A 23,263-nucleotide genomic window follows, 5' to 3' on the forward strand; every position below is an offset into this window, starting at 1 on the left:
GGCATCAGGTCGTCAGGCTGCCTTCCGGGCGCTGTCCCGCCAGTGCCTGCGCGAGACTCGCGAGCACCATCTCGCCCATCGCCGTGCGCGATTCCACCGTTGCGCTCGCGCGGTGCGCCTGCAATACGACGCGCTCGCTCGCCAGCAAGGCAGCCGGCACGTTGGGTTCGTCGACGAACACATCGAGGCCCGCGCCTGCAATCGCGCCGCTTGCCAGCGCGTCGCACAGGTCGCTCTCCACCACAAGCTTGCCGCGCGCAATGTTGATCAGATAACCGTCCTTGCCCAGCGCATCGAGCACGGCGGCGTTCACGATGCCCTGCGCCTTGTCCGCAGCCGCGGCGAGCACCAGGATGTCGCTGGTCCGCGCCAGCGACAGCAGGTCCGGCACATAGGCATACGCGACGTCGTTCATCTCGCGCACGTCGGTATAGGCAATCGGACAGCCGAAGGCTTCGGCCCGTTGCGCGATGGCGCGGCCGACCTTGCCGAGGCCCACGATGCCCACGCGCTTGCCGCTGAAACGGCGCGACAGTGGAATCGCCGCGGGGCTCGGATTGGCGGGCCACTTGCCGGTCTTGACGAAGTCGTGGCCGGAGCAGATCTCGCGCAGCACCGTGAGAATCAGTCCGATGGCGAGATCGGCGACGTCTTCGGTCAGCGCGCCGAAGGTGCCCGTCACCGGCAGACCGCGCGAGCGCGCGAAGGCGAGATCGACGGCGTCGGTGCCGACACCGTTCACCGCGATCACCTGCAAACCCGGCAGGCGTTCGATCATGTCGTTCGAAATGCCCGTATGACCGCCGGTGATTACGCCACGAATCGCCGCGCCGTGCTCGCGAATATAGGCTTCCTTGTCGTCCTGCTCGTATAGCCGGTGCATGACGTAGAGGGCATCGAGCTTCTGGTTGATCGCGGGAACGAGGATGGGATTGAGTTGCAGAATATGCGGCTTCATGTGATGCGCTTCCTCTCATTCGATGACCGATGTGGAGCGCATCATGCGTGCTTTGTCCGCACGCGTCCAATCCCAAAACGCTATCAGTTGATCCACTCCTGGATGCAACGCACATCGATTCAATCCGGGAATCAGGTAATAGCAATAAAAGATTGGACGCTCTTGCAGGGCGTCTCCACAATTTGAAACATCGGAAGGCATATCAATAAAAAAGCCTCCATAACGATCCGGAGACAACAGCGTGAGCCTGCGCCCTGACTGCCCTTCATTTCCCCCTTTTCTGACTGTCGCTGCGCCGTCCGGCAATGAGGCAGCACGATGAGCAACGCCGACGGCATCGTCGCTTCGTCGAATGCGGACGCCACCACCGAGAAGCGCACGAAACATCGCTGGGTCGTGATGGGCCTGATCTTCTGCATCTGGGCCATCGCCTGCGCGGATCGCGCGAACTTCGGCATCGCATTGCCGTATCTGAAGAAGGAATATCACATCAGCAACACCGAGGCCGGCCTGATCGTCAGCCTCTTTTCGTTCGCCTACGGCTTCGTGCAGATTCCCGTCGGCCTGCTCTACAAGCGGCTCAGCGAACGCACTGCCGGGCTGCTGTTCTCGGTCTTCATGATCCTGACGTCGGTGTTCACGGGACTGATGGGCACGACCTCTTCAGTGTTGCTGCTGATGACCTATCGCGTGGGGCTCGGGCTGTCGGAAGGACCGCTCGGCATCGGCTGCACCAACGTCATCAACCGCTGGTTTCCCAAGCGCGAGAAAGGCACGGCCGCCGGCCTGTGGATCGCCGCGTCCAAGCTCGGGCCGCTGATCGTGCCTTCGGTGTGCATCATCGTGATCAATCTGTGGGGCTGGCGCGAGATCTTCTACGTCTTCGCCGTTCCTGGGATCGTGCTGGCGCTCGTGTGGCTCGTACTGGTGACCAACTCGCCCGATGAAAACCGCTTCTGCTCGCCCGCGGAGCGCCGCTATATCGCCGACGAATCGAACGACGGCCAGCATGGCGGACGCGCGCCCATCCGCACGCAGATGACGCCGATGCCCCGGCTCGACGCCATCAACCGCACGAAGCGCGTGCCGCAGTTGGAGACAATCCGCCAGGTGTTCGGTTCATGGAATATCTTCGGCATTGCGCTGGGCTATGGCTGCATGATCGGCATCAGCAACATCTTCATCTCGTGGATCCCGACCTATCTGGTCACGGTGAAGGGCTTCGCCTCGGTGAAGATGGGCTTTCTCGCGTCGGCGCCGTTCATCGGCGCAGTCACGGGCAACATGCTCGGCGGCATCATCTCGGACCGCCTGCTCGGCGGCCGCCGCAAGCCGATGATGATGCTCGGCGCGCTCGGCACGATGATCATGACCTTCCTGCTGATCGACGCACCCGACAGCGTCGCCTATCTCGGTGGTGCGCTGATGCTCGCGGGCCTCATGCTCGGCATCGGCTTCGCGGGCTATTCCGCCTATCCGATGGGCCTCGCGACCAAAGCCACCTACCCCACCGCGTTCGGCATCGTGAATTCGCTGGGACAGATCGGCGGCGCGTGCGCACCACTCGCTGTCGGCCTGCTGCTCGACCGCTATAGCTGGACCGCTGTGTTCCTGTACATGGTCGGCACTGCGCTGCTGTGCCTGCTGTTGCTCATCAGCGTAGTCGAGCCGGTGGCGGGCGAGGAATCGTCAGCGAAGTAGATTCGCGCAGAGGGCCGCCTGGGTCTCAGAGACCGTGCTCGACCATCGCGAGCAGGCGCTCTGCCAACGGCCCGATCTGCGCGTCGTCCATCCCCTGCAGCGGGCCTTCGATCAGCAGCAGCGCGAAGCCATGCACCGCGCTCCACGCCAGATACTCCGCGCCGACACGCCGTGCTGCATCGAGGGCGCCGGTCGTCACCATGTCGTCGAGCGCGCGGCTCAGCAACTGGAAGGGATCGAGTCCGCCCGGACCCGCGCCGTAAGCTTCCGCATGCTCGCCCCATTCCGTGCGCGACGCCGCAAAGGCCGTGCGGAACAACCCCGTTTCTGACTGCGCGAACCGCAGATATCCGGCGCCGACCGCCCGCAATCCGGCGCGGGCCGCGTCCGCACGGCTGCGCTTCCTGGGCCGCGCCGCCCGCTCTTCCTCCATCGCCTGCGCAACGTACGACAGCGCCGCCGAGCGCACCGCCGACAACAACTCCTGACGGCTGTCGAAGTGCCGGTACGCCGCGTTCGGCGCGACGCCTGCGCGGCGCGTGGCCTCGCGCAGGACGATGGCATCCGGCCCGCCTTCGCGAGCGAGTTCAATTCCTGCATCGATCAGCGCGCGTCGCAAGTCGCCGTGGCGATACGTGCTGCGCTGCATTCCGTTCGTCATGGGCGGCATGTTATTTCAGATTATTCAGGTGTTTGCCGATGTGGACACTGTCCATTATCTCTGCTACTTTTGTGGACGGTGTACACAAGAAAAAATAAATCCGCGTCGCAGGCAAACGCAGGCGGAAGGAGACGCTCATGAACCCGTCGAACGATCGTGCGCAGGAAACGGAAGAGGTACGCGCCATTCGCGCCTTGATCGAAGCATGGCGGCAAGCAGTGCTCGCCAAGGATGTCGATGCGCTCGTGCGTCATTACGCAGAAGATGTCGTCGTGTTCGACGTCGTGCCGCCTTCATCGCTGAAGGGCGTCGAGCCGTATCGCGAGCACTGGCAGCGCTGGTTCGACAGCATGAAAGGTCCGCTTGCATTCGAGATGCGGGACGTGGAGGTCGCGGCAAGCGGCGACCTGGCCTTCGCGCATTCCGTCAACCGCGTCGCCGTGGGCGAGCAGGACGACATCGTGCGCGCCACCGTATGTTTCAGGAAGATCGGCGGCGAATGGCGTGTCGTGCGCGAACACACCTCCGTGCCGCTGATGATGGATATGGACCCGGACGAGAAGTCATAACCCAGGGAGCGGACATGCAAGTGCAACCCTATCTGTTTTTCGAAGGCCGCTGTGAAGAAGCGATCACGTTCTATCGCGAGAAGCTCGGCGCGCAGGTCGTCATGATGATGCGCTACAGCGAGAATCCCGAAGCCGGAAAAGATCAGGGCAGCGACGGCGGCTGCAACATGCCACCCGGATCGGAGAACAAGATCATGCACGCGGCGCTGACCATCGGCGACTCCGTCGTCATGGCATCCGACGGCTGGTGCAACGGCAAGCCGGAATTCAAGGGCATTTCGCTCTCGCTCACCGCCAACGACGAACAGCAGGCCGAGCAGTATTTCAGCGCGCTGTCGGACGGCGGCCAGGTGCAGATGCCCATGGCGCCCACCTTCTTCGCAAAGCGCTTCGGCATCGTCGCGGACAGGTTCGGCGTGTCGTGGATGGTGCTCGGCGGCCTGGAACATCCGTCCGCTCAACGCTAGACACATACAGCGGGAACACGGCTTGCGCGCTTTTCATCGCCTCAAACCGAAAGGAGAAGCGATATGAGCAACTACGCCGGACGTTCGCAGGAAGACCGTATCGCGCAACGCAAGGGCAAGCAGCAAACGTCGCAGGAGCAGACAGGCGGCTCCATGGCGCAGCCCGGAACCGAGCCCGACCGCGACCGCAGTAGCGGCGAACTGACCGAGGAAGGCAAGCAGGTATGGCGCACGGGCTCGGGCATCGACGGGGGCGGAAAGACCTGACCCGCATAGCGGCCATCGAGAACGTGGAACAATGGCGGCGTGCCGGTCTCCTTCCATGACCGGCGCGTCTCGCATTCGACCGACAGGAGTTTTCGATGAGCGCCCCGCGCAAGAACCATCTTTCAGGCTTGGACATCCCCGCTGACAAAGCCGATGATCGTCCAAGCCGCGAGGAAGCCGAAGCCGCCGTGCGTGTGCTGTTGCGCTGGGCCGGCGACGACCCCGCTCGCGAGGGCCTGCTCGACACCCCGGGCCGCGTCGTACGCGCCTATGAAGAATTCTTCGCGGGCTACACGCAGGATCCGCATGAGATCCTGGCGCGCACATTTTCCGAAGTGCAGGGCTATGACGAGATGATCGTCCTGAAGGACATTCGTTTCGAAAGCTATTGCGAACATCACATGGTGCCGATCATCGGCCGCGCGCACGTCGCGTATCTGCCGAATGAACGCGTCGTCGGCATCTCGAAGCTGGCGCGGCTCGTCGATGCCTTCGCCAAGCGTTTGCAGATTCAGGAGAAGATGACCGCGCAGATCGCCGACACGCTGAACGAAGTCTTGCAGCCGCTCGGCGTCGGCGTGATTCTGGAAGCCGCGCATCAATGCATGTCCACGCGCGGCGTACACAAGGCCGGCGTCTCGATGGTGACGTCGCGCATGCTCGGCTCATTCCGCGACGACCCGTCCACACGGCGCGAATTTTTGTCCATCGTCGGCAATCAGAACGCGTTCAGCGTCTCCAACACCTGATCGGCCGATCCCGCATGTGAAAAGGGCCTCGCTCACTGCGAAGCCCTTTTCGTTTCATCGCGCACGCTGCGGGTTCATGCGCCGTAGCCGTTGCCCGGCGCATCGGCGCCCGACCCTTCGCGCACCTTGCCCTGCGACACATTGCTTCCCGGCGGCACGCTGTGCGTAAGCCACACATTGCCGCCGATGACCGAACCCCGGCCGATCGTCACGCGACCGAGAATGGTCGCGCCCGCATAGATCACCACATCGTCCTCGACCACAGGATGGCGCGCGTTGCCCTTGACGAGCGAGCCGTCGCTGCTCGAAGGGAAGCTCTTCGCGCCGAGCGTCACCGCCTGGTACACGCGCACGTGCTGACCGATGATCGCCGTCTCGCCAATCACGACGCCCGTCCCGTGGTCGATGAAGAAGCTCGGCCCGATGGTCGCGCCCGGATGGATGTCGATGCCCGTCAGCGAATGCGCGATCTCGTTGATGAAGCGCGCCAGCAAGGGCACGCCGAGCTTGTGCAGCGCGTGGGCCAGACGATGATGCGTCATCGCCCAGATGCCCGGATAACACAACAGGATTTCGGTGATGTGCTGTGCCGCCGGGTCGCCGCTGAAGGCTGCCTGAATGTCGCTGACGAGCAGCGCGCGGATGGCCGGCAACTGTCCGCCGAACTCGCGTGCGATCGCGAAGGCGCGCGCGCTGACTTCGGCGTCAGCGGTGTCGCGATGCTCGGGCAGGAACCGCAATGCGCGGCGAATCTGCTCGTGCAGCAGACGCAAGGTGCTCTCCAGCGTCTGGCCAACGTAATAGTCGACGCTTTCGTCGGTCAGATCGGGCGCGCCGTAATGCGTGGGAAAGAGCGCGGAGCGCAGGCCGTTCACGATCCTGACGATCGCCTCGCGCGAGGGCAATTCGCGTATGCCCAGCGGATGACGCGTGCGATGCAGTTCCTCGCGCGACTGGCGCAGGTCAGCGACGATTCGCGCGAGGCCCCATTCCTGGGCGGCGTCGCGGGAGATCTCGTGAGAAGGTTCGAGCGGCGATACGGCGCCGAACTTGGGCGTGTTCTGCATGGGCGGGCATGGATCGAGGGAAAACCGCCGCCATGACACGCAGCGCGCACGGCGGATGAAAGATCAAGCGTAACCGGTTTTGCCCAGACTTGCCGCACAGCGCCTGATGCGCCGCGTGTCGCGCTGTTACGTGAACACCGTCACACCGTTACGTTACTTGCGTCGATCCAGCGCACCGCCCAGTCGCGCGCGTGCGCAATGGCCTCATGTTCGTCGCGGAAGCGCAGGTCGGTGGGAAAGAAGCGGTTCGCGACGAGTTCACCGTCGCTCGATCGCGAGATCACCACGTAGGGCTGGTAGCTGCCATCTCCGGCCCGGGCGGGCGCGCAGTTTAGAAGGTAGCCTCGATGTGAAAAGGCTGCATCGTGTTGCATGAGTCACCTGTATGAAAGTGCCCTGCTCGTTCGAATGGCAATGCGCTTCGTAGACGGCGTGTGGGATGCGTCCTCCTGATTGCCGCATCCCGTCTTGCAGTTTGCCGCCGACAGGTTCCAAATGATACTTGCTGGAAATCGGCTTGGGGTTGAAAAAAAATCCCGAAAATTTTCGCTTGCCTGCAAGGCGCGCTACGACAAGGGCGGCGGTTCCGGCGCCAAAAAGCCGGAACGAACCTTGCGAGCCAATCGGCTGGTTCAGATCCAACGGAGCAATGCGATGAACAACGCTGAAGCAAACGAGCCGCAGGACAAGCAGACGAAGCGCGCCGCCGACAGTCCAATCAAGACGCCCGGCGCCGAAACCGCGCACGTGCGGATGGACGATGCGCAGAAGGCCGCCGCGGGCGGCGAAGCGCATGCGGGCGCTGGTGCCCAGAGCGGCGTGCGCGCGGAGACGACCCGCGATGGCATGCACATCGGACCGCAAGGCACGTATGAGAAGCCGCCGCGCGGCGTCGATGTCGCCAACGACGACGGACCCGATGACACCGTCGACGCCGACGGCAAGAATCGCGAGGCACAGCGCGACATGGAAATGCGCGCGCGTCAACCGGACGCGGTGATCAATTCGAACGCGACGCCGGTGAACCATGTGCCCGAACCCGGCGACGGGCTCGGCGGTTTCGATAGCCGTCCGGCGCGCAATGGCCTGCTGCTGGCGCTGGAGCGCGGTTATCGGCTGATCGATCGCGGCATGGTCGCGCCGACGGTTCCGGAAGTGGAAGACCGCGTGCGCTTCGAAGGACGCGATGCGCACGGTCATACCTTGCGCGGTCGCAAGCACTACGCGCTCAATCACCTGCGTCCTTCCAGGCTGTTCGAAATCGATCGCGGCTAAGGCGGGTTGAGGCTCATGGGAAGAGTAAAGCCGCATCGATGATGCGGCTTTGCACATGCAATTGCAGTCCCGGCCGAAGCCGAACCCAAAGCGTCACTTCTTTTCCTTCGACTCCTCATCGGACTCGATGCGGGTCACGCCGCCCGTCGCGGGAGGATCGCTCGCCGGGAAAGTATCCTCGACGGCCTTGTCGAGATCCTCTTCGTCACGTTCGGAATGCGGGTGTTGTTCCTTGGTGTTCATTGCTGGCTCCTTGGTTGGGGTGCGTGCCCCGGATACCTGCAACGCGCGTGCCTTGGCGGCAAGGTGAACTTTCGCAGCAGGCACGATGGTTGCGCATGCTTTCTCGCGACCATGCGCCGCACAAAAACAACGCGACTGACCGTAGATCGATAAAGGGGAAGGCCAATGACGACGATCCATGCGTACGACGGCTATCAGAACAACACGGAAGACCTTCAGGCACTTCCTGCAACGCAGCAGCCGCTGACCGCGCCGGAACAACGCTTCACCTCCGCGATGGCGTGTCTCGGCGCCGCTTACGCGCTTTCATGGGCCGAATTCGCGCTGGCGCTTGCCATCGGTCTGCCGGGCGATGCATCGAGCCATCCGGTGGCGGCGTCGATTGTTTCTCGTGTGCTGATCGGCATGCTGTATGTGTGCGTTGCATCGCGGCTGCAATGGGCGCGCTGGCTTACAGTCGCCATCGGCATTCTTTCGGTGGCGCTGGTGGCGCCGACGATCGGCATGCAATGGCATGCGTTCCCCGCCGCCGCACTGGTCTGCGGCGCCGGTCTGGTCTGCAAGCTGGCAGCGTCCCTGTATCTCGTCTCGCCGATGCCGCCGCGTATCGCAAAGCGCTGACACCCGCTAACGCCGGCGCATTCGAAACCGCACGTTTGTAATCCATGAAGCGGGCGTGGCTGTTTCGCGCGTCCGCCGGCTCGCACAATGCAAGGCGGTTTATCGTTATTACTCACGCCCTGGCTTGCGAGCCCACATCATGAAAATTGCCGTCATCGGCGCGACCGGCACGGTCGGCCAGGCTGTCGCCAACGAACTCACAGCCCGCCACGAAGTCATCGAGATCGGCGCCACGCGCGGCGCACATCGCGTCGACTTGATGGACCTCAACAGCATCAAACGCCTTTTTGAATCCATCGGCCGGGTCGATGCCATCGTCGCCGCCGCCGGTCACGTCCATTTCGGCGAACTCGTGAAGATGACGCCCGAGCAATTCCGCCTCGGCCTCGACGACAAGCTGATGGGTCAGGTCAATCTCGTCCTCACCGCGCGCGATCATCTCAACGACGGCGGTTCGTTCACGCTGACGAGCGGCATCGTCGGCGCGGAACCGATCCTGCAAGGCGCGAGCGCGGCCGCCGTCAATGGCGCGATCGAAGGCTTCGTGCGCGGCGCCGCGATCGAACTGCCGCGCGGCCTGCGCATCAACGCCGTCAGCCCAACGATGCTCGAAGAAGCACGCGAAAGCTTCGGCCCTTACTTCCGCGGCTTCGAGGCTGCCAGCGGCGCGCGCGTGGCATTGGCATACAGCCGCAGCGTCGAGGGCGCCGAAACCGGCCGCGTGTACTGCGTGCATTGAGTGACGCCGCTGTTCGCTGCCAACTGTGCATGGAGCATGACAAGGCGATCGTCTAAGCTCGGCGCTTCATGACGAATGGAGCGGCGCCATGCTATGGACCCGGGACGACTACCGCGTGAGCACGGACATCGACAGCTTCGACTTCGATGTCATTCATCGCTACCTGAGCGAAGAGGCTTACTGGTCGCCCGGTATCGCGCGCGAGAAGGTGGAACGCGCGGCGCGCCATTCACTCGCGTTCGGGCTGTTCCTGCGTGACGAGCAGATCGGCTACGCGCGCATGGTCACCGATACCGCCACCTTCGCCTATCTCGCCGACGTCTTCGTGCTGTCCGCGCATCGCCGCGCGGGTCTGGGCGTGTGGCTGATCGATTGCGTGATGGCGCATCCCGACCTGCAAGGACTGCGGCGCATGATGCTCGTCACGTCTGATGCCCACCGCCTCTACGCGCGCCACGGCTTCGCGGCCAGCCCGCATCCGGAGCGCATCATGGAGAAGATCGGCCGCACGTGAGCGCTTTCAGCCGCCCTGCACGCCTTGCGTGTTGACGTAGAGCGCATAGAGGCCATGGCTCGCCGCCATGAACAGACGGTTGCGGTGCCGCCCGCCGAAACACACGTTCGCGCAGCGCTCGGGCAAGTCGATATGGCCCAGCGCTTCGCCTTGCGGCGAGAACACGCGCACGCCGTCGAGTTCCGCGTCGCCCATGCCCCAGCCGCACCACAGGTTGCCGTGGATATCGACGCGAAAGCCGTCCGGCGTACCCGGTCCCGCGTCAATGACCAGGCGCGGCTTGCCGAGGCGCCGGCCGCCGTCGAGCACGTCGAACGCGAAGATCTTGCGCGGCGCGGAACGCGACTCGACCACGTACAGCACCGATTCATCCGGCGAGAACGCCAGGCCGTTCGGTCCGATGAAGTCGTCGATCATCATCGTGATCTCGCCGCTCTGGCCGTCCACGCGATAGACGCATGGCTTCAGCTCCGCCGCGGCCTTTTCGCCTTCGTAGAACCCGTCGATGCCGAACGCCGGATCGGTGAACCAGATCGAACCGTCCGACTTCACGACGACATCGTTCGGCGAATTCAGCGGCTTGCCCGCGTAACGGCCCGCGAGCACGGTGATGGAGCCGTCGTATTCCGTGCGCGTCACGCGCCGCGTCAGATGCTCGCAGGTCACGAGGCGTCCGGCGCGGTCGCGCGTGTTGCCATTGGCGTTGTTCGACGGCTTGCGGAACACGCTCACCTGGCCGCTCTCTTCGTCCCAGCGCAGGATGCGGTTGTTCGGAATGTCGCTCCACAGCAGTGCGCGGGCGTCGCCGAACCAGACCGGTCCCTCGGACCAGCGCGTTCCCTGATAAAGACATTCGACCGATGCCGCCGCCACGCGCAACGCGTTGAAGCGCGGATCCAGCACGCGGATGGCGGGGTCGGGATAGCGGCGCGAATCACTCGACATGGTTGTTCGTCTCCTTGAATGCGTTCATGAGCGCGGCGTCATGCGGGCGGCATGGCGTCGAGCGCGGCCACGGACCGGCGCAGTCCGTCGAAGATGCGCTGCGCGACGCGTGGCGGGAAGTCGGCGGGCAACTGTGCCGTGACTTCCTCGATGACCGCCGGCGTGATCTCGATGATCCTCTGGATGACCGGCTCGGCGTTCTCGCCGTAACCGGACTTGAGCGCCAGCGCGTTGAAATGCCGCCGCCGGATGTCGCGAAAGGCGTAATGCCGGCTCTTGCCCGGCAGCGCCATCGCGAGCCGGGCCTTGTGCCACGACCACTGGTTCGCGCCATCGCCTTCCACCGGCCAGATCGACATGACGTCGTACAGCGGCGTGAGCCGATACAGCCCGCCGCGCAGCAGATGCAGGCTGAAGTTCTTCGCGTGTCCGTCCGGCGCGGCGAGCAGCCAGAAGAGCAGTTGCGTGGTGAGCAAGGTTTCGAGGTCGCGCCGCGCCGCACTCGACTGTTGCAGCACGCGCGCCAGATCCAGCACGCCGGGGCCGCCGTCGTGCTCGTACTTGCGATGCGGCGGCAGGCCGCTTGCCTGGCAGAAATCCTCCTGCGGCAGGCGCAGGATCCAGGCGCCGTCGGGATGCGTGCGGCGGTCGAAACGCTCCACCACCAGCACGCGCCGCGCGCCGAAGGTCGCGATTTCCACGTGCGCTGCCGGCAAACCGAACGCGCGCAGCAGGCGCATGCAGAGCCATTCGTTTTCGACCGACGTGGTCAGGTCCGCACGGCGATTGCCCACCAGACCGAGCGGCAGCTTCAGGATGTGAGTGGTCGGCGTCGCGCCGTGCGGCCTGAGCCAGCGCCCGTCGTGGCGCAGCAGCGCGGTCTTTTCCTGCGCGCCGGCGAGCGAGATGCGGAAGTCGTCTTCATCGTCGACGCCGAATGACAGGCCGCCCGCCACCTGGTTCAGCAGCCGCTCGATGTCCTCCTCGCCGAGCGTCTCGCCCTCGATGCGCTCGACGCCCTCGGGCACTTCGTCTTCGCCGAGCAACTGCACCGCGCCCACGCAATCGCGGCCGATGGCCTGCAGGAGATCGAAGGCATCGAGACTGCCGGTCTGGAAGCGCTGGGCGATGCGCCGGCGGATCGCTTCGCTGTCGGGGAGCAGGTTGTCGAAGTAGTTCAGCACGGCCTCGCCGCGCAACGGCGCGCCGTCCAGCGGCACCGGCAGCGAGAGCGACAGCGCGCGCGCCTCGTCGGAGCGCAGCCACGCATCGTCGTACAGCAGTTCGGCCGGGCCGCGTGCGGGCAGACGCCAGGTGGCCATGCGCAGACCGTTGGCCCAGATGGACAAGGCCCGGGAATGAGGCCGGCGTCCGGCCATTACCAGTTCGCTCCGTCCGGCTCGCGCAACTCGAGCAACCCCGCTTCGGGCCGGTCCTGAACCAGCAATTGCAGGCCGTACACGCCGAACATGGCCAGCATCTGATCCAGCGTCAGCGCGCGGGCGTCCCGTTCGAGTGTTGATACCCGGCTCTGGCTGATGCCCAGGCGCGCCGCCGCTTGCGCCTGCGTCAGGCCGGCGCGCCTGCGGCCGGCAGCGAGCACATGGCCCATGTGTCCCACGGTTGCGATGACTTGATGCATGGCAGGCAATATCTGCGAGAAGAATAAACGCAGTTTATGCGTCACGCAGATATGCGTCAAACCGCGCTGCTTATCTGTGTCGCGCATAAACGTCGTTTATTCTCGACACAGATAATCGCCTGCTAGCCTCGCTTCAGTTCGGCCCGAGCTCGCCGTCCCTGAGCCGCCACAACGAGAGTGGATTGTCATCCGCGAGCGCGGCCGGCAGCAGCGCCGCAGGCAGATCCTGATAGCACACCGGGCGCAGGAAACGCTCGATCGCCATCGCGCCGACCGACGTCGAACGGCTGTCCGAGGTCGCCGGAAACGGGCCGCCATGCACCATCGCGTACGACACCTCGACGCCGGTCGGGAAGCCGTTCGCCAGGATGCGCCCGGCCTTGCGTTCCAGCACCGGCAACAGCCGCCGCGCGAGGTCGATGTCCTCCTTGTCCATCAGCAGCGTCACGGTCAACTGGCCTTCGAGATGGCGCGCAACGGCGCTCATCTCCGCTTCGTCGCGGCACACGACGATCACCGAGGTCGGCCCGAAGATCTCCTCGGCCAGTTGCGGCCGCGCGAGAAACTCGTCCGCGCTCACGCGATACAGCGCCGGCAACGCGCCGCTGTGCGCCTCGTTCTGCGTGCCCGTGGCAATGCGCGTGGCGCTTTCGTCGCGCTTGCCGACGCCGTCCGCATAAGCCGCCGCGATGCCCGCGGTGAGCATGGTCTGCGTGCCCTTCTTCTCCAGCGCGGCCGAGGCACTGTCGATGAAGTCGTCGAGACCGGGGCTGTCGAGGCCGATCACGAGGCCCGGATTGGTGCAGAACTGGCCGACGCCGAGCGTGACCGAATCGATGAAGGCGGCCGCCAGCGTGGTGCCGCGCGCGTCGAGCGCGGCGGGCAGCGCGAACAGCGGATTGACGCTGCTCATCTCGGCGAAGACGGGAATGGGCACGGGACGCTTCGCCGCGATATCGACGAGCGCCAGCCCGCCGCGCCGCGAACCGGTGAAGCCGACCGCCTGAATGGCCGGATGCGCGACGAGCGCCTCGCCGATCGCATTGCCTTCGCCGACCACCAGCGAAAACACGCCTTCGGGCAGGCCGCTGTCGGCGACCGCCTTCTGCACCGCGCGCCCGACGAGTTCGGCGGTGCCCAGATGCGCCGGATGCGACTTCACGACAACGGGACAGCCCGCCGCGAACGCCGACGCGGTGTCGCCGCCCGCCACCGAGAACGCCAGCGGGAAGTTGCTGGCGCCGAACACGGCAACCGGTCCGACGGGAATCTTTTGCAAACGCAGGTCGGAACGGGGCAAGGGCTTGCGCTCGGGCTGGGGGGAATCGAGCGTCGCGCAGAGCCAGCGGCCCTCGCGCACGAGCGATGCAAACAGGCGCAACTGCCCGACCGTGCGGGCCCGTTCGCCTTCGAGACGCGCCTTCGGCAGCGCGGATTCGGCCATGGCGCGCTCGATCAGCGGATCGCCGAGCGCGATGATGTTGTCCGCAATCGCCTCCAGGAACTGCGCACGCGTTTCGAACGGGGCGTTGCGGTAGGCGTCGAAGGCGGCGTCCGCGAGTTCGCAGGCGCGCGCGACTTCCGCCGCGCCGCCGCCGCCGAAGGTCGGCTCCAGGTCCGCGTTGCGCGCGGGGTCGAACGCGCGGAGCGTGGCGTCGGTGCCCCGCACGGCCGATGCGCCGATCAGCATCTCTCCGGTGATCTTCATGTCAGCTCCTCATGGTGATGGCAGGGGAGCGGCCAGCCTTGCGCTCGCGCCGCCCGCTAATGCGAAGACTCGCGGGTTGCGCCAGGCGTTCCATGCAATCCGCGATGGAAAGGGGTGAAGCAAACGCGATGCACGGTCGCGGCGGCCAGACGTGCACACTGCACCAGGCAGAAGCTACAGGCCCTGAGAACGGCGCGTCAATGCGGGCTCAGGCCTTCGCCGCCGGCTTGCGGAACGTGATGTGCGCGATGCGCCGCACCAGCAGCACCGCGACCAGCGCGGCGACGGCCGTCAGCATCACGCCGATGTGAATCGACTGCACGAGGGCGTCGCGGGCGGCGTCGAACAGCGCGGGCGCGTCCAGGCCGGCTGCGTTGAGTTCGCCGAGCAGATGTTCGCGCAGCGCTTCGTCGACGAGAATGCGCGGATCGGCCATGCGCGGCAGCCACTGTGCCGAAACCTGCGGACCGAGTACGCTGACCGTGCGCTCGACGACGCTCGCGTAATGATGCGCGACGATCGTCCCGACAATGCTCGTGCCCATCATGCCGCCGACCATGCGGGTCGATTGCAGCAGCGCCGTGGTGATGCCGAAGCGCTCGCGGCCCGCGATCTCCTGCCCGAAGATGTTCATGTTGTTGAGGATGAAGCCCAGGCCGATGCCGATGGCGGCCATCGGCAGTTCGATCCAGACATGGGGCGTCGAGATGCGGGCGAATGCCAGCGCAGCGGACGCGACCAGCAGCAGCGTAAAGCCGATCGACAGGATGTTCACCGGCTTCTTCATGTGAATCACGATGCGCGTGTTGATGAAGCTGCCGAGCGCGATGCACGCGGCGATGGGCGTCGCGAGCAGGCCCGCCTGCTGCGGCGACAGGCCGAAACCGCCCTGCAGCAGCAGCGGCGCGAAGAAGATCAGCGAGAACATCACGAAGCCCGCCAGGAACGACAGCGTGAAGAGCGTGTTGAGCTGGGCGTCGCGGAAGATGTCGAGCGGGATGATCGGATGCGTCGCGCGCCGCTCGCAGATCAGCAGCGCCGCCGCGCAGACCGCCACGCCCGCGCCCAGCGCGATGTTGCCGGTCGTGAAGCCGTCCTTCGGCAGCGCCTCGATCAGCGCCTGGAAGCCGCCGAGCACGAGTCCGACGAGCGCCGCGCCAGTCCAGTCGATCTTCACGCCGCCCGCGCGCGGCCGGTGCAGGTTCGGCAGGTGCGACCAGATGAAGTACAGCGCCGCGATGCCGACCGGCAGATTGACGAGGAAGGTCGAGCGCCAGCCCCAGTGCTCGCTCATCCAGCCGCCGAGCGAAGGCCCGGCCGCCGTGCCGATGCCATACGCCGCCGCGAGCACCACCTGCCAGCGCACGCGGGTGCGCGGATCGGGAAACAGGTCGGGAATCGAGGCGAACGCCGTGCCCACCATCATGCCGCCGCCCACGCCTTGCAGGCCGCGCGCGAGCACGAGGAACAGCATGTTCGGCGCGAGTCCGCACAAGACGGAGGCCAGCGTGAACACGATCACCGCCGCCACCACGAAGCGCTTGCGCCCGAAGTAGTCGCCGAGCCGTCCAAACACCGGCACCGTCACCACCGACGCCAGCAGATAGGCGCTTGCGATCCACGCGTAGAACTCGAAGCCGTGCAGCTCGGCCACGATCGACGGCAAGGCCGTGCTGACCACGGTCTGGTCGAGCGCGACCAGCATGTTGACGAGGCCGATGCCGAGCATCGCGTAGAGGGCGGTTCTGAAAGCGAGGGCGGGTGCGGCGGGCGGCGTCTGGGTCACGGTGAGTCAGGCAGGCAGGCGGAAGAAATGCTACAAGGAGATCGCGGCCGCCGAATTAAGCGGCCGCTGATGCCGAGAAGGACGAATTGTACGGCCTGCCTTGCGCGGGATCGACCTTTCGCCAAAAAGCCGCACGGCACGGCAAGACGCGCGCCTTATCATCCGAAGGCACGGCGGGACACACGCATCGCCCGCCGTTCGCCACTCGATCGTCTTCAGGGGGAAATCGTCATGTTCCAACGCATTCTCGTCGCCATCGACGGCAGCCGCACCTCGCAACACGCGTTCGAGGCCGCGCTCGATCTCGCCGCCACGCATCACGCGGTCATGCAGCCGTACTACGTCGTCGAGACGGGCCCCATGTACATGGACGTGCCCGGTTACGATCCGACCTCGCTGCAAAAGAGCCTGATGGAGCAAAGCGCGGAACTGGCGCGCGACACCACCGCCGCCATGCAGGCGCGCGGGATTGCCGGCGATGTGGTGACGGTGGAGGCCACCGCCAGCGATGACGTCGCGACGCTCATCATCCAGGCGGCCGCGGCCTTCAACGCCGACCTGCTGATCATGGGCACGCACGGCCGCAAGGGCTTCCGGCGGCTGATCCTCGGCAGCGTGGCCGAACGCTGCCTGCGCCAGGCGACGCTGCCGGTCTTGCTGATTCCATCCGCCGCGGGAGCCGACGAGGAAGCCGACGAGAAAGCCGCGGACGCCTGATGTAAAAATTGCTGTACGGGTTGCAGCCTGCGTCAATTTTCCACGCTGGGGGCGGAAAGCAGCGTGGGAAAATCGTTTGTCTTTCATCAATAAACGAAGCCCATGAGCGCACTGTCCGACACCCACCGCGCGCGGCGCAACGCGGCAAATTGCTCCACCTGCGCCATGCGTCATCTCTGCATGCCTGAAGGACTCTGCGCCAGCGACGTCGCCAAGCTGGAAAACATCATCTCCGTCACGCGCAAGGTCAAACGGGGCGAAGCGCTGTTTCGCGCCGGCGACCGTTTCGACGCCCTGTTCGCGCTGCGCGCCGGCTCGCTCAAGAAGGTTGTCGCGCAGGACGGCGGCCGCGAACAGGTCACCGGCCTGCTGCTGGCCGGTGACGCGGTCGGCTTCGAGAGCATCGAGGAAGGCGTGCATACCTGCGACGCCGTCGCGCTGGAGGACAGCACCGTGTGCGTGGTGCCCTACCCGCTGTTCGAGCGCATGTGCCGCGAGACCGACGCCTTGCAGAAGCGCCTGCACCGCATGATGAGTCACGCGCTGAACCGGGAAGTGAATCACGTCGTCAGGCTCGGCATGCTGCGCGCCGACGAACGCGTCGCGCGCCTGCTGCTCGACATTTCCTCGCGACTTTCGCGGCGGGGTTATGCGGCGTCCGAATTCACGCTGCGCATGACGCGCGACGACATGGGCAGCTATCTCGGCATGACGCTCGAAACCGTGAGCCGCACGCTGTCGCGCTTCGACCGCTCGGGGCTGATCGAAACGCAGGGCAAATTCATCCGCATCCGCGACTTCGACGGCCTGCGCGCCGTCTGATCTCCGCCCCGCCTGGCGCGGATCCGCCGCCGATTGTTTCCAGAGTGAGAATAATCGGCGCTCATTTTTCAGTTGGCACGCTGCTCGCTACGCATTAGGCTCTTTAGCCTAGCTGGCCTGCCAAGGAGAATGAGCGAGATGAATCGCGAACCTTCACTGCGTCACCCTCTGCTCGAACGCCTCGCCGAGGCCCGACGCGTCACCGACGAACTTTTCGGCGTCGTCAAGCCCGAACATCTGTATGACAGGCCGATTGCCGAGCGGCATCGGATCGTGTTCTACATCGGGCATCTGGAAGCCTTCGACCGCAATCTGTTCGACCAGCGCCTGTTCGACCTGCCGAGCCCGAATCCCGCCTACGACCAGCTGTTCGCGTTCGGCATCGATCCGGTGGACGGCGGCCTGCCCACCGATCAACCCGCCGACTGGCCCACGCTCGACGAAGTGCGCGCCTATCGCGACACGGTACGGGCGGCGATCGACGCCTGTTTCGATCCGGTCGAACTGGCGGCAGCCCCGCTTTCTCCGGACGAATCACCCGCGCAACTGCTCGAAGTCGCCATCGAGCATCGTCTGATGCATGCGGAAACGCTCGCGTACATGCTGCATCAATTGCCGGTCGATAGAAAAATTGCGCCGTCCGATGCGTTGTCGGACCGCAGCTCGGACCGTCCGCTCGCGCACGAGAGCGTGCGCGTGCCGGCCGGTACGGTGACGCTGGGTCTGGCGCGCGACAGCGGCCTGTTCGGCTGGGACAACGAATTCGGTGAACAGCGCGTCGACGTGCCCGCGTTCGAGATCGACCGCCACATGGTCACGAACGGCGACTGGCTGCGTTTCATCGAGGCCGGCGGTTATTCGAACCGCGCCGTCTGGGACGATGCCGACTGGGCATGGAAGGAAGAACAGCGCATCGCGCATCCGGCCTTCTGGATTCCGTCGGGCGCCGCGTGGACGCTTCGCACGATGTTCGACGAGATCGCGCTGCCGCTCGACTGGCCGGTGTTCGTGAGTCATGCCGAGGCGAAGGCTTATGCCCGCTGGGCTGGCAAGAAGCTGCCGAGCGAGGCGCAATGGCAGCGCGCGGCCTCGGGTGCGCCGCATGTCGCGGAAGGCAACTTCGATTTCCGCCGCTGGGATCCGTCGCCGGTACAGGCGCATCCGGACAACCGCAGCGAGTTCGGCGTGGAAGGCCAGTTCGGCAATGGCTGGGAATGGACCTCGACGGAATTCGCGCCGCTGGACGGCTTCGAACCGTTTCCGTTCTACCTGGGCTATTCGGCCAACTTCTTCGACGGCAAGCACTTCGTCATCAAGGGCGGCTCGCCGCGCACGGCCGCCTGCATGCTGCGGCCGAGCTTCCGCAACTGGTTCCAGGGGCATTACCAGTATGTGTACGCCGGGTTCAGGTGCGTCAACGCGTGATCAGCGCAGCCGCCTCGATCACTTCCCCGCCGCGGCAATCGTGAACGCCGCCATGGCAGACCAGTCCCGTTCGCCGAAGCCCGCCTCGACGGTTTCGCGCATGCGGCCATGCACGGCGGACAGCATCGGCAGGATGCGGCCGGCATCGTCCGCGGCTTCCGATGCAAGCCGCAAGTCCTTCAGCCCGAGCGTCGCCTTGAAGCCGGGCTCGTAGTTTTCGTTCGCGATGTTCGCCGAATAGACCTGATACGAACGGCTGCCGAACAGCGTGTTCAGGATCACGTCGAAGAAGCGTTCGCGCGGCAGCCCGTTCGCCTCGGTCAGCACCACGGCTTCGGCCATCGCTTCGATCGCCATCGTGATCATCATGTTGCAGGCGATCTTCGCGGCGTTCGCAGTCGGCGCATGATCGCCCATGTCCCAGATGCGTCCGCCGATCACTTCAAGCAGCGGACGCACCTTCGCCAATGCATCGGGCGGTCCTCCTGCCAGCACGTTGAGTTCGCCTTTCGCCGCTACGTCGGGGCGTCCGAGCACCGGCGCGGAAACATACGCGATGCCCGCCGCCTCGTGCGCCGCGACCAGCTCGCGCGCGAACGCCACCGAGATCGTCGATGAAAGCACGTGCACCAATCCGGGTCTTGCGTGAGCGAGCACGTTGGGGACGAGCAACGTCGAGCGAATGGCGTCGTCGTCTGCGAGCATGGTGAAGACCGCGTCGCTCTGAAAAGCTTCAGCGGGCGATGCCACCATCGTGACGCCTTCAACCGATCCGCCCGAACGGTTCCATGCCTTCACCGTATGTCCCGCGCGCGCCAGATTGCGTGCCATGGCGCGTCCCATCGCGCCCAGTCCGATCATGCCGATTTCCATGGCCTCGCTCCTGTTGGTCAAGCAGCTTGAATTAAACTAGTGGCCACTATATATTTCCGGAAACCGGGCCGCAAGGAGTTTTGATAGTGACCACTATTTTAAAAAGGGAAGCGAAGCCGGGGCGCGGGCGTCCACGCGCCTTCGATCCCGACGCGGCGCTCGCAATCGGCCAGCGCATGTTCCATGCGGCCGGCTACGATGCCGTGGGCCTGAGCGCGCTCACGGATGCGCTCGGCGTCACGCCGCCGAGTTTCTATACGGCGTTCGGCAGCAAGGCGGCGTTTTTCGAGCACGTGCTGGCGCGCTATGCGGGCAGCGAACTTGCGCTGACGGAGATCCTGCGTGAGGGTCGACCGCCTGTCGAAGCCCTTGCGGATCTGCTCGAACGCGCGGCCCGGCGTTATGCACGCGATCCCGAATGCACCGGCTGCCTCGTGCTGGAAAGCGCGCGCGGCAACGGCGACAGTGAAAGTGCTTCACTCGCGCGACAAGCTGCTGAACGTCGTCGGGCGCAGATCCGCAAATTCGTCGCGAAGACGCATCCGCGTCAGGCGAACGGCGCGACGGACTATGTGTCGGTGGTGATGTCCGGCTTGTCGGGCTGCGCGCGCGAGGGCATGAGCGCGGCGCGGCTCGTGAAGGTCGCGAAGGCCGCTGCGACGGGGCTGCGCGAGTTGCTCGCATAACCTTACCTGCGCTTGCGCTAACGGCCGTCCCCGACCGCTTCCGCAAAGCGCGCAATGATGGCCGCCAGTTCGCCGGGCGCTTCCAGCGGCGAAAGATGGCCCGTGCCCGGCAGGATGTGCATCGTCGCTTGCGGAATGCGGTGCATCAGTTCCGCGCGCAGCGTGTCGGGCGGGTCCACTTGATCGAGTTCGCCGGAGACGACGATCACCGGCACGTCGATCGCGCCCGCCGTCACACCGATGTCTTCGCGCATCGCCACGTTCGGCCACGCCAGCTTCGCCTGCGGCGCGCCTTTCAGACTGTCCTCGATGACCTGCTCACGCCGCGCGGCATCGAGCGGTCTTGCGGTCAGCACGTGATCGATGACGAACTCCACCGCTTCGCGCGACTGATACGCGCCGGCCAGAGTCTCGCGCTGTTCATCGGGAAGGAGGGTCGGCGTCGGCGGAGAAGGCGCGACGAACACCAGACCTGCGAGCCCGCACGGCCTGCGCGATGCAATCAATTGCGCGACCTTGCCGCCCATCGAATGGCCGACGATCACATAGCGTTGCAGGCGCAGCGCGTCGATGACACCTTCGGCGTCGGCGGCGAGATCGGCGATGCGATAGCCATCGGCGGGCGCGCTGGAAGCGCCCCAGCCGCGATGATCGGTCGCCACGGTGCGGAAGCGCCTGCTCAATTCGCCGGCAACCGCGTTCCAGGTGCGCGACGAGCCGCCGTAGTAGTGCAGGAACACCAAGGCGAGCCCGCCGCTACCCCGTTCCTCGACGTGTATCCGCACGCCGTTCGTATCGATGTCCATGATCCGAGTCCTTTTCCGGAGGTTGAGTTTGCATTCTGGGATCAATCGCCCGGATTGATAATTGCCGCTTTCCTATTGACAGTCGATAATCACATTATCGAATGGGAGGGCATATGGACCGGCTCATGAGCCTCAGCGTGTTCGTCGCCGCAGTGGAGGAAGGCAGCTTCGCAGCGGCTGCGGGCCGTTTCGGCTTGTCGGCGGCGATGGCGGGCAAGCACGTCAGCGCCATCGAAGCCGAACTGAACGCGCGCCTGCTGCAACGGACCACCCGGCGCCTGAGCCTGACCGACATCGGCCAGACCTACTACGAGCGTGCCCGGCGCATTCTCGAGGCCTATGACGAGGCGAATCGCGAGGCCAGCGACGCTCAAGGCACCGCGCGCGGCGTGTTGCGCGTGGCCGCGCCCGTGAGCTTCGGCGCGCTGCATCTGGGCGGCGTGCTGGCGCGCTTTCTGGAGACGCATCCGCATGTCAACGTGGAAGTGCAGCTGGCCGATCGCTACATCGATCTGATTGAGGCGGGCGTGGACGTTGCCATCCGCATCGGACGCCTGCAAGATCCGCAGCTCGTGACGCGCAAGCTTGCGCCATGCCGAATGGTGGTGTGTGCATCGCCGGCCTGGCTGAAGCAGTACGGCACGCCGCGCCATCCCGACGATCTGCGGCAAGCGCCGCGCCTTGCCTTCAGCGAAGCCGTGTCGGCAAACGACTGGACACTGCTCGACGCGGACCAGCGCGCGCATGTCATCGACGGCCCGTGCCGCATGGCCGCCAACGACATGCAGATACTGCTGGCCGCCGCCCTTGCCGGTGCGGGCATCGCATATGGTCCCGCCTTCGTGTTCGGCGATGCGATTGCGCGCGGCGATCTGATCGCGCTGCTGCCGGACTATCGCGCGGCCGACCTCACGATTCAAGCCGTCTATCCGAGCACGAGGCACATACCGGTCAAGGTCAGGCGTTTTGTCGACTGTCTTGCTGAAACGCCGTGGGAACGGTGGGCGTGACGCTCACAACCCCGGCTCCATCACCTCCGGCTTGTCGATCGCCTCCTTCAGCAACTCGACGAACGCCTGCACCGGCTGCGGCAGAAGCCGCCCCGCCATCGTCTGCACTTGCAGGCTGCGCTGATGCAGTTCGGGATTGCTCAACGAAATCGCCGCGAGCCCGTCGGTATCGAGCCGGCCGCGCACGGTGACATAGCCCGTCAGCGTGATCGCATCGGTACGCCGCACGAAGCTCTGTAGCGCCACGTGGTAGTTGCTCGTGAACACTGGCTCGAACACCAGTCCTTCGAGACTGCATGCAATGTCGAACAGTTGCCGCAGCGTCACGCCCTGACTGTGCATCGCAAGCGGCCACTTCAGGAGATCGGCGAGCGACAGCATCGATTGCGAAGCCAGCGGATGACCCCGCCGCATCAGCGCATAAACCGGCGCGCGCTGAGCATAGTGAACCTGCACGTTTTCTTCAGGCGCCATGCTGAAGCACACGGCAATGTCGTGTGTGCCGTCGCGCACGCGCTGGGTCGCGATGGACGGCGCCGAGACATCGAGCGCGAAATGCGCGCGCGGATGCGTGCTGCGAAAATGCGCGAACAGCTGCGGCAGGAAGTCCGGCGCGACGCCCTCCGAAGCCGCGATACGGATGGTCGCGCGGCCGCTGGCGCTGAGTCCCATGATCTCCTCGACCACGCGCTCTTCCTCCAACTGGCTGCGCCGCGCGTGATTCGCGAGCAAACGTCCTGCGTCGGTGAGCACCATGCCGCGCGGACGCCGCTCGAACAGCGGCGTGCCCACCTGTTCTTCCAGCTTGCCGATCTGCCGGCTCAACGCCGAGGTCGCCACGAACAAGCGCTCGGACGCCTTGCTCAGCGAACCGCTTTTGACGACTTCAAGGAAATAGCGCAAAGCGGTCTGATCCATGAGCTTTCAGAACGTAATCACCTTGCCGAAATGGCAACGGTCGCAGTGAAATATTGTAATTGTTCAGAAATATCGGCGAGGTCAGCATGGGTCG

At 65.1% G+C, this 23,263-nt stretch carries 27 protein-coding genes; 14 read left to right on the forward strand and 13 right to left on the reverse strand.

Annotated features, from left to right (window positions below; all coding sequences use genetic code 11):
- Positions 1-4: 4 nt before the first annotated feature.
- A complete protein-coding gene (locus tag QCE62_RS31895; protein ID WP_309820725.1) occupies positions 5-958 on the reverse strand; it encodes a 2-hydroxyacid dehydrogenase in 954 nt (317 codons plus the stop codon).
- Positions 959-1,276: 318 nt separating this feature from the next.
- Here QCE62_RS31895 and QCE62_RS31900 point away from each other — a divergent pair, with 318 nt between their 5' ends.
- Complete coding sequence (locus QCE62_RS31900; protein ID WP_309926786.1) at positions 1,277-2,659, forward strand: MFS transporter; 1,383 nt, start codon at positions 1,277-1,279, stop codon at positions 2,657-2,659.
- Positions 2,660-2,684: 25 nt separating this feature from the next.
- Here the strand turns inward: QCE62_RS31900 and QCE62_RS31905 are convergent, their stop codons facing one another.
- Entirely contained in the window at positions 2,685-3,320 is a 636-nt protein-coding gene (locus tag QCE62_RS31905) for a TetR/AcrR family transcriptional regulator (RefSeq protein ID WP_309926789.1), read from the reverse strand.
- Positions 3,321-3,457: 137 nt separating this feature from the next.
- On the opposite strand from QCE62_RS31905, the gene QCE62_RS31910 reads away from it, so the two are divergent.
- The 4 genes from QCE62_RS31910 to folE all read left to right on the forward strand — a co-directional run bounded on the left by QCE62_RS31910 (position 3,458) and on the right by folE (position 5,372).
- On the forward strand, positions 3,458-3,889 hold the full coding sequence (locus QCE62_RS31910; RefSeq protein ID WP_309926791.1) for a nuclear transport factor 2 family protein: 432 nt from the start codon (positions 3,458-3,460) through the stop codon (positions 3,887-3,889).
- A gap of 14 nt (positions 3,890-3,903) precedes the next feature.
- Positions 3,904-4,356, forward strand: coding sequence for a VOC family protein (locus QCE62_RS31915; protein WP_309926794.1), 453 nt, complete (start codon positions 3,904-3,906; stop codon positions 4,354-4,356).
- Positions 4,357-4,419: 63 nt separating this feature from the next.
- Positions 4,420-4,623, forward strand: coding sequence for a hypothetical protein (locus QCE62_RS31920; protein ID WP_309926797.1), 204 nt, complete (start codon positions 4,420-4,422; stop codon positions 4,621-4,623).
- A gap of 95 nt (positions 4,624-4,718) precedes the next feature.
- Positions 4,719-5,372, forward strand: coding sequence for a GTP cyclohydrolase I FolE (gene folE / locus QCE62_RS31925; RefSeq protein WP_309926799.1), 654 nt, complete (start codon positions 4,719-4,721; stop codon positions 5,370-5,372).
- 74 nt (positions 5,373-5,446) lie between these two features.
- Here the strand turns inward: folE and epsC are convergent, their stop codons facing one another.
- Together epsC and QCE62_RS31935 are read right to left on the reverse strand one after the other, a co-directional pair.
- The gene (gene epsC / locus QCE62_RS31930; RefSeq protein WP_409017951.1) at positions 5,447-6,439 is read right to left on the reverse strand and encodes a serine O-acetyltransferase EpsC; all 993 of its coding nucleotides are present in this window, start codon (positions 6,437-6,439) and stop codon (positions 5,447-5,449) included.
- 140 nt (positions 6,440-6,579) lie between these two features.
- The gene (locus QCE62_RS31935) at positions 6,580-6,813 is read right to left on the reverse strand and encodes a hypothetical protein (protein WP_309820740.1); all 234 of its coding nucleotides are present in this window, start codon (positions 6,811-6,813) and stop codon (positions 6,580-6,582) included.
- 280 nt (positions 6,814-7,093) lie between these two features.
- Here QCE62_RS31935 and QCE62_RS31940 point away from each other — a divergent pair, with 280 nt between their 5' ends.
- Positions 7,094-7,714 carry a DUF3005 domain-containing protein gene (locus tag QCE62_RS31940; protein ID WP_309926800.1) on the forward strand — a complete coding sequence of 207 codons (621 nt, stop codon included), beginning with the start codon at positions 7,094-7,096 and terminating at the stop codon, positions 7,712-7,714.
- 93 nt (positions 7,715-7,807) lie between these two features.
- On the opposite strand, the gene QCE62_RS31945 is transcribed toward QCE62_RS31940, so the two are convergent.
- Positions 7,808-7,957: a hypothetical protein gene (locus tag QCE62_RS31945; protein WP_309926801.1), complete on the reverse strand. Its 150-nt coding sequence runs from the start codon at positions 7,955-7,957 to the stop codon at positions 7,808-7,810.
- Positions 7,958-8,122: 165 nt separating this feature from the next.
- Here QCE62_RS31945 and QCE62_RS31950 point away from each other — a divergent pair, with 165 nt between their 5' ends.
- From QCE62_RS31950 to QCE62_RS31960, 3 genes are all read left to right on the forward strand, one after another.
- Positions 8,123-8,578: a hypothetical protein gene (locus QCE62_RS31950; RefSeq protein ID WP_309926803.1), complete on the forward strand. Its 456-nt coding sequence runs from the start codon at positions 8,123-8,125 to the stop codon at positions 8,576-8,578.
- 136 nt (positions 8,579-8,714) lie between these two features.
- Positions 8,715-9,317 carry a short chain dehydrogenase gene (locus tag QCE62_RS31955; protein WP_309927542.1) on the forward strand — a complete coding sequence of 201 codons (603 nt, stop codon included), beginning with the start codon at positions 8,715-8,717 and terminating at the stop codon, positions 9,315-9,317.
- A gap of 88 nt (positions 9,318-9,405) precedes the next feature.
- Positions 9,406-9,831, forward strand: a complete 426-nt coding sequence (locus tag QCE62_RS31960) for a GNAT family N-acetyltransferase (RefSeq protein WP_309926805.1) — start codon at positions 9,406-9,408, stop codon at positions 9,829-9,831.
- Between the two features lie 6 nt (positions 9,832-9,837).
- On the opposite strand, the gene QCE62_RS31965 is transcribed toward QCE62_RS31960, so the two are convergent.
- From QCE62_RS31965 to QCE62_RS31985, 5 genes are all read right to left on the reverse strand, one after another.
- Positions 9,838-10,776 (reverse strand): SMP-30/gluconolactonase/LRE family protein, encoded by a 939-nt coding sequence (locus QCE62_RS31965; RefSeq protein WP_309926807.1) that lies wholly within the window; start codon positions 10,774-10,776, stop codon positions 9,838-9,840.
- A gap of 38 nt (positions 10,777-10,814) precedes the next feature.
- Positions 10,815-12,155, reverse strand: a complete 1,341-nt coding sequence (locus QCE62_RS31970; protein ID WP_309926808.1) for a type II toxin-antitoxin system HipA family toxin — start codon at positions 12,153-12,155, stop codon at positions 10,815-10,817.
- The gene (locus QCE62_RS31975; RefSeq protein ID WP_309926809.1) at positions 12,155-12,418 is read right to left on the reverse strand and encodes a helix-turn-helix transcriptional regulator; all 264 of its coding nucleotides are present in this window, start codon (positions 12,416-12,418) and stop codon (positions 12,155-12,157) included. Before QCE62_RS31975 ends, QCE62_RS31970 begins: the two co-directional genes overlap by 1 nt.
- Before the next feature lie 133 nt (positions 12,419-12,551).
- Positions 12,552-14,126, reverse strand: coding sequence for an aldehyde dehydrogenase (NADP(+)) (locus tag QCE62_RS31980; protein WP_309926811.1), 1,575 nt, complete (start codon positions 14,124-14,126; stop codon positions 12,552-12,554).
- Positions 14,127-14,334: 208 nt separating this feature from the next.
- Complete coding sequence (locus QCE62_RS31985; RefSeq protein ID WP_309927543.1) at positions 14,335-15,855, reverse strand: MFS transporter; 1,521 nt, start codon at positions 15,853-15,855, stop codon at positions 14,335-14,337.
- A 288-nt stretch (positions 15,856-16,143) separates the two neighbouring features.
- Between QCE62_RS31985 and QCE62_RS31990 the strand changes: the two genes are divergently transcribed.
- The 3 genes from QCE62_RS31990 to QCE62_RS32000 all read left to right on the forward strand — a co-directional run bounded on the left by QCE62_RS31990 (position 16,144) and on the right by QCE62_RS32000 (position 18,876).
- Entirely contained in the window at positions 16,144-16,629 is a 486-nt protein-coding gene (locus QCE62_RS31990; RefSeq protein WP_309926814.1) for a universal stress protein, read from the forward strand.
- Positions 16,630-16,731: 102 nt separating this feature from the next.
- Positions 16,732-17,451, forward strand: a complete 720-nt coding sequence (locus tag QCE62_RS31995; RefSeq protein WP_309926817.1) for a helix-turn-helix domain-containing protein — start codon at positions 16,732-16,734, stop codon at positions 17,449-17,451.
- A gap of 138 nt (positions 17,452-17,589) precedes the next feature.
- A complete protein-coding gene (locus QCE62_RS32000; protein WP_309926820.1) occupies positions 17,590-18,876 on the forward strand; it encodes an SUMF1/EgtB/PvdO family nonheme iron enzyme in 1,287 nt (428 codons plus the stop codon).
- Between the two features lie 18 nt (positions 18,877-18,894).
- Here QCE62_RS32000 and QCE62_RS32005 read toward each other — a convergent pair whose 3' ends face one another.
- The gene (locus QCE62_RS32005) at positions 18,895-19,749 is read right to left on the reverse strand and encodes an NAD(P)-dependent oxidoreductase (RefSeq protein ID WP_309820790.1); all 855 of its coding nucleotides are present in this window, start codon (positions 19,747-19,749) and stop codon (positions 18,895-18,897) included.
- A gap of 86 nt (positions 19,750-19,835) precedes the next feature.
- Here QCE62_RS32005 and QCE62_RS32010 point away from each other — a divergent pair, with 86 nt between their 5' ends.
- Positions 19,836-20,435 (forward strand): TetR/AcrR family transcriptional regulator, encoded by a 600-nt coding sequence (locus QCE62_RS32010; protein ID WP_309926823.1) that lies wholly within the window; start codon positions 19,836-19,838, stop codon positions 20,433-20,435.
- 17 nt (positions 20,436-20,452) lie between these two features.
- Here the strand turns inward: QCE62_RS32010 and QCE62_RS32015 are convergent, their stop codons facing one another.
- Positions 20,453-21,241, reverse strand: coding sequence for an alpha/beta hydrolase (locus QCE62_RS32015; protein WP_309926827.1), 789 nt, complete (start codon positions 21,239-21,241; stop codon positions 20,453-20,455).
- Between the two features lie 113 nt (positions 21,242-21,354).
- Between QCE62_RS32015 and QCE62_RS32020 the strand changes: the two genes are divergently transcribed.
- Positions 21,355-22,251 (forward strand): LysR family transcriptional regulator, encoded by an 897-nt coding sequence (locus tag QCE62_RS32020; protein WP_309926830.1) that lies wholly within the window; start codon positions 21,355-21,357, stop codon positions 22,249-22,251.
- Positions 22,252-22,254: 3 nt separating this feature from the next.
- Here QCE62_RS32020 and QCE62_RS32025 read toward each other — a convergent pair whose 3' ends face one another.
- Positions 22,255-23,169 carry a LysR family transcriptional regulator gene (locus tag QCE62_RS32025; protein ID WP_309926833.1) on the reverse strand — a complete coding sequence of 305 codons (915 nt, stop codon included), beginning with the start codon at positions 23,167-23,169 and terminating at the stop codon, positions 22,255-22,257.
- Between the last annotated feature and the right edge of the window lie 94 nt (positions 23,170-23,263).

This window comes from Caballeronia sp. LZ033 (assembly GCF_031451265.1).
Taxonomy (GTDB): Bacteria; Pseudomonadota; Gammaproteobacteria; order Burkholderiales; family Burkholderiaceae; genus Caballeronia.

Bases quoted from the DNA above. Each gene is read 5' to 3' on its own strand.
- QCE62_RS31895 (WP_309820725.1), bottom strand. From the start codon at position 958: ATGAAGCCGCATATTCTGCAACTCAATCCCATCCTCGTTCCCGCGATC.
- QCE62_RS31900 (WP_309926786.1), top strand. From the start codon at position 1,277: ATGAGCAACGCCGACGGCATCGTCGCTTCGTCGAATGCGGACGCCACC.
- QCE62_RS31905 (WP_309926789.1), bottom strand. From the start codon at position 3,320: ATGACGAACGGAATGCAGCGCAGCACGTATCGCCACGGCGACTTGCGA.
- QCE62_RS31910 (WP_309926791.1), top strand. From the start codon at position 3,458: ATGAACCCGTCGAACGATCGTGCGCAGGAAACGGAAGAGGTACGCGCC.
- QCE62_RS31915 (WP_309926794.1), top strand. From the start codon at position 3,904: ATGCAAGTGCAACCCTATCTGTTTTTCGAAGGCCGCTGTGAAGAAGCG.
- QCE62_RS31920 (WP_309926797.1), top strand. From the start codon at position 4,420: ATGAGCAACTACGCCGGACGTTCGCAGGAAGACCGTATCGCGCAACGC.
- folE (WP_309926799.1), top strand. From the start codon at position 4,719: ATGAGCGCCCCGCGCAAGAACCATCTTTCAGGCTTGGACATCCCCGCT.
- epsC (WP_409017951.1), bottom strand. From the start codon at position 6,439: ATGCAGAACACGCCCAAGTTCGGCGCCGTATCGCCGCTCGAACCTTCT.
- QCE62_RS31935 (WP_309820740.1), bottom strand. From the start codon at position 6,813: ATGCAACACGATGCAGCCTTTTCACATCGAGGCTACCTTCTAAACTGC.
- QCE62_RS31940 (WP_309926800.1), top strand. From the start codon at position 7,094: ATGAACAACGCTGAAGCAAACGAGCCGCAGGACAAGCAGACGAAGCGC.
- QCE62_RS31945 (WP_309926801.1), bottom strand. From the start codon at position 7,957: ATGAACACCAAGGAACAACACCCGCATTCCGAACGTGACGAAGAGGAT.
- QCE62_RS31950 (WP_309926803.1), top strand. From the start codon at position 8,123: ATGACGACGATCCATGCGTACGACGGCTATCAGAACAACACGGAAGAC.
- QCE62_RS31960 (WP_309926805.1), top strand. From the start codon at position 9,406: ATGCTATGGACCCGGGACGACTACCGCGTGAGCACGGACATCGACAGC.
- QCE62_RS31965 (WP_309926807.1), bottom strand. From the start codon at position 10,776: ATGTCGAGTGATTCGCGCCGCTATCCCGACCCCGCCATCCGCGTGCTG.
- QCE62_RS31970 (WP_309926808.1), bottom strand. From the start codon at position 12,155: ATGGCCGGACGCCGGCCTCATTCCCGGGCCTTGTCCATCTGGGCCAAC.
- QCE62_RS31975 (WP_309926809.1), bottom strand. From the start codon at position 12,418: ATGCATCAAGTCATCGCAACCGTGGGACACATGGGCCATGTGCTCGCT.
- QCE62_RS31980 (WP_309926811.1), bottom strand. From the start codon at position 14,126: ATGAAGATCACCGGAGAGATGCTGATCGGCGCATCGGCCGTGCGGGGC.
- QCE62_RS31985 (WP_309927543.1), bottom strand. From the start codon at position 15,855: ATGCTCGGCATCGGCCTCGTCAACATGCTGGTCGCGCTCGACCAGACC.
- QCE62_RS31990 (WP_309926814.1), top strand. From the start codon at position 16,144: ATGTTCCAACGCATTCTCGTCGCCATCGACGGCAGCCGCACCTCGCAA.
- QCE62_RS31995 (WP_309926817.1), top strand. From the start codon at position 16,732: ATGAGCGCACTGTCCGACACCCACCGCGCGCGGCGCAACGCGGCAAAT.
- QCE62_RS32000 (WP_309926820.1), top strand. From the start codon at position 17,590: ATGAATCGCGAACCTTCACTGCGTCACCCTCTGCTCGAACGCCTCGCC.
- QCE62_RS32005 (WP_309820790.1), bottom strand. From the start codon at position 19,749: ATGGAAATCGGCATGATCGGACTGGGCGCGATGGGACGCGCCATGGCA.
- QCE62_RS32015 (WP_309926827.1), bottom strand. From the start codon at position 21,241: ATGGACATCGATACGAACGGCGTGCGGATACACGTCGAGGAACGGGGT.
- QCE62_RS32020 (WP_309926830.1), top strand. From the start codon at position 21,355: ATGGACCGGCTCATGAGCCTCAGCGTGTTCGTCGCCGCAGTGGAGGAA.
- QCE62_RS32025 (WP_309926833.1), bottom strand. From the start codon at position 23,169: ATGGATCAGACCGCTTTGCGCTATTTCCTTGAAGTCGTCAAAAGCGGT.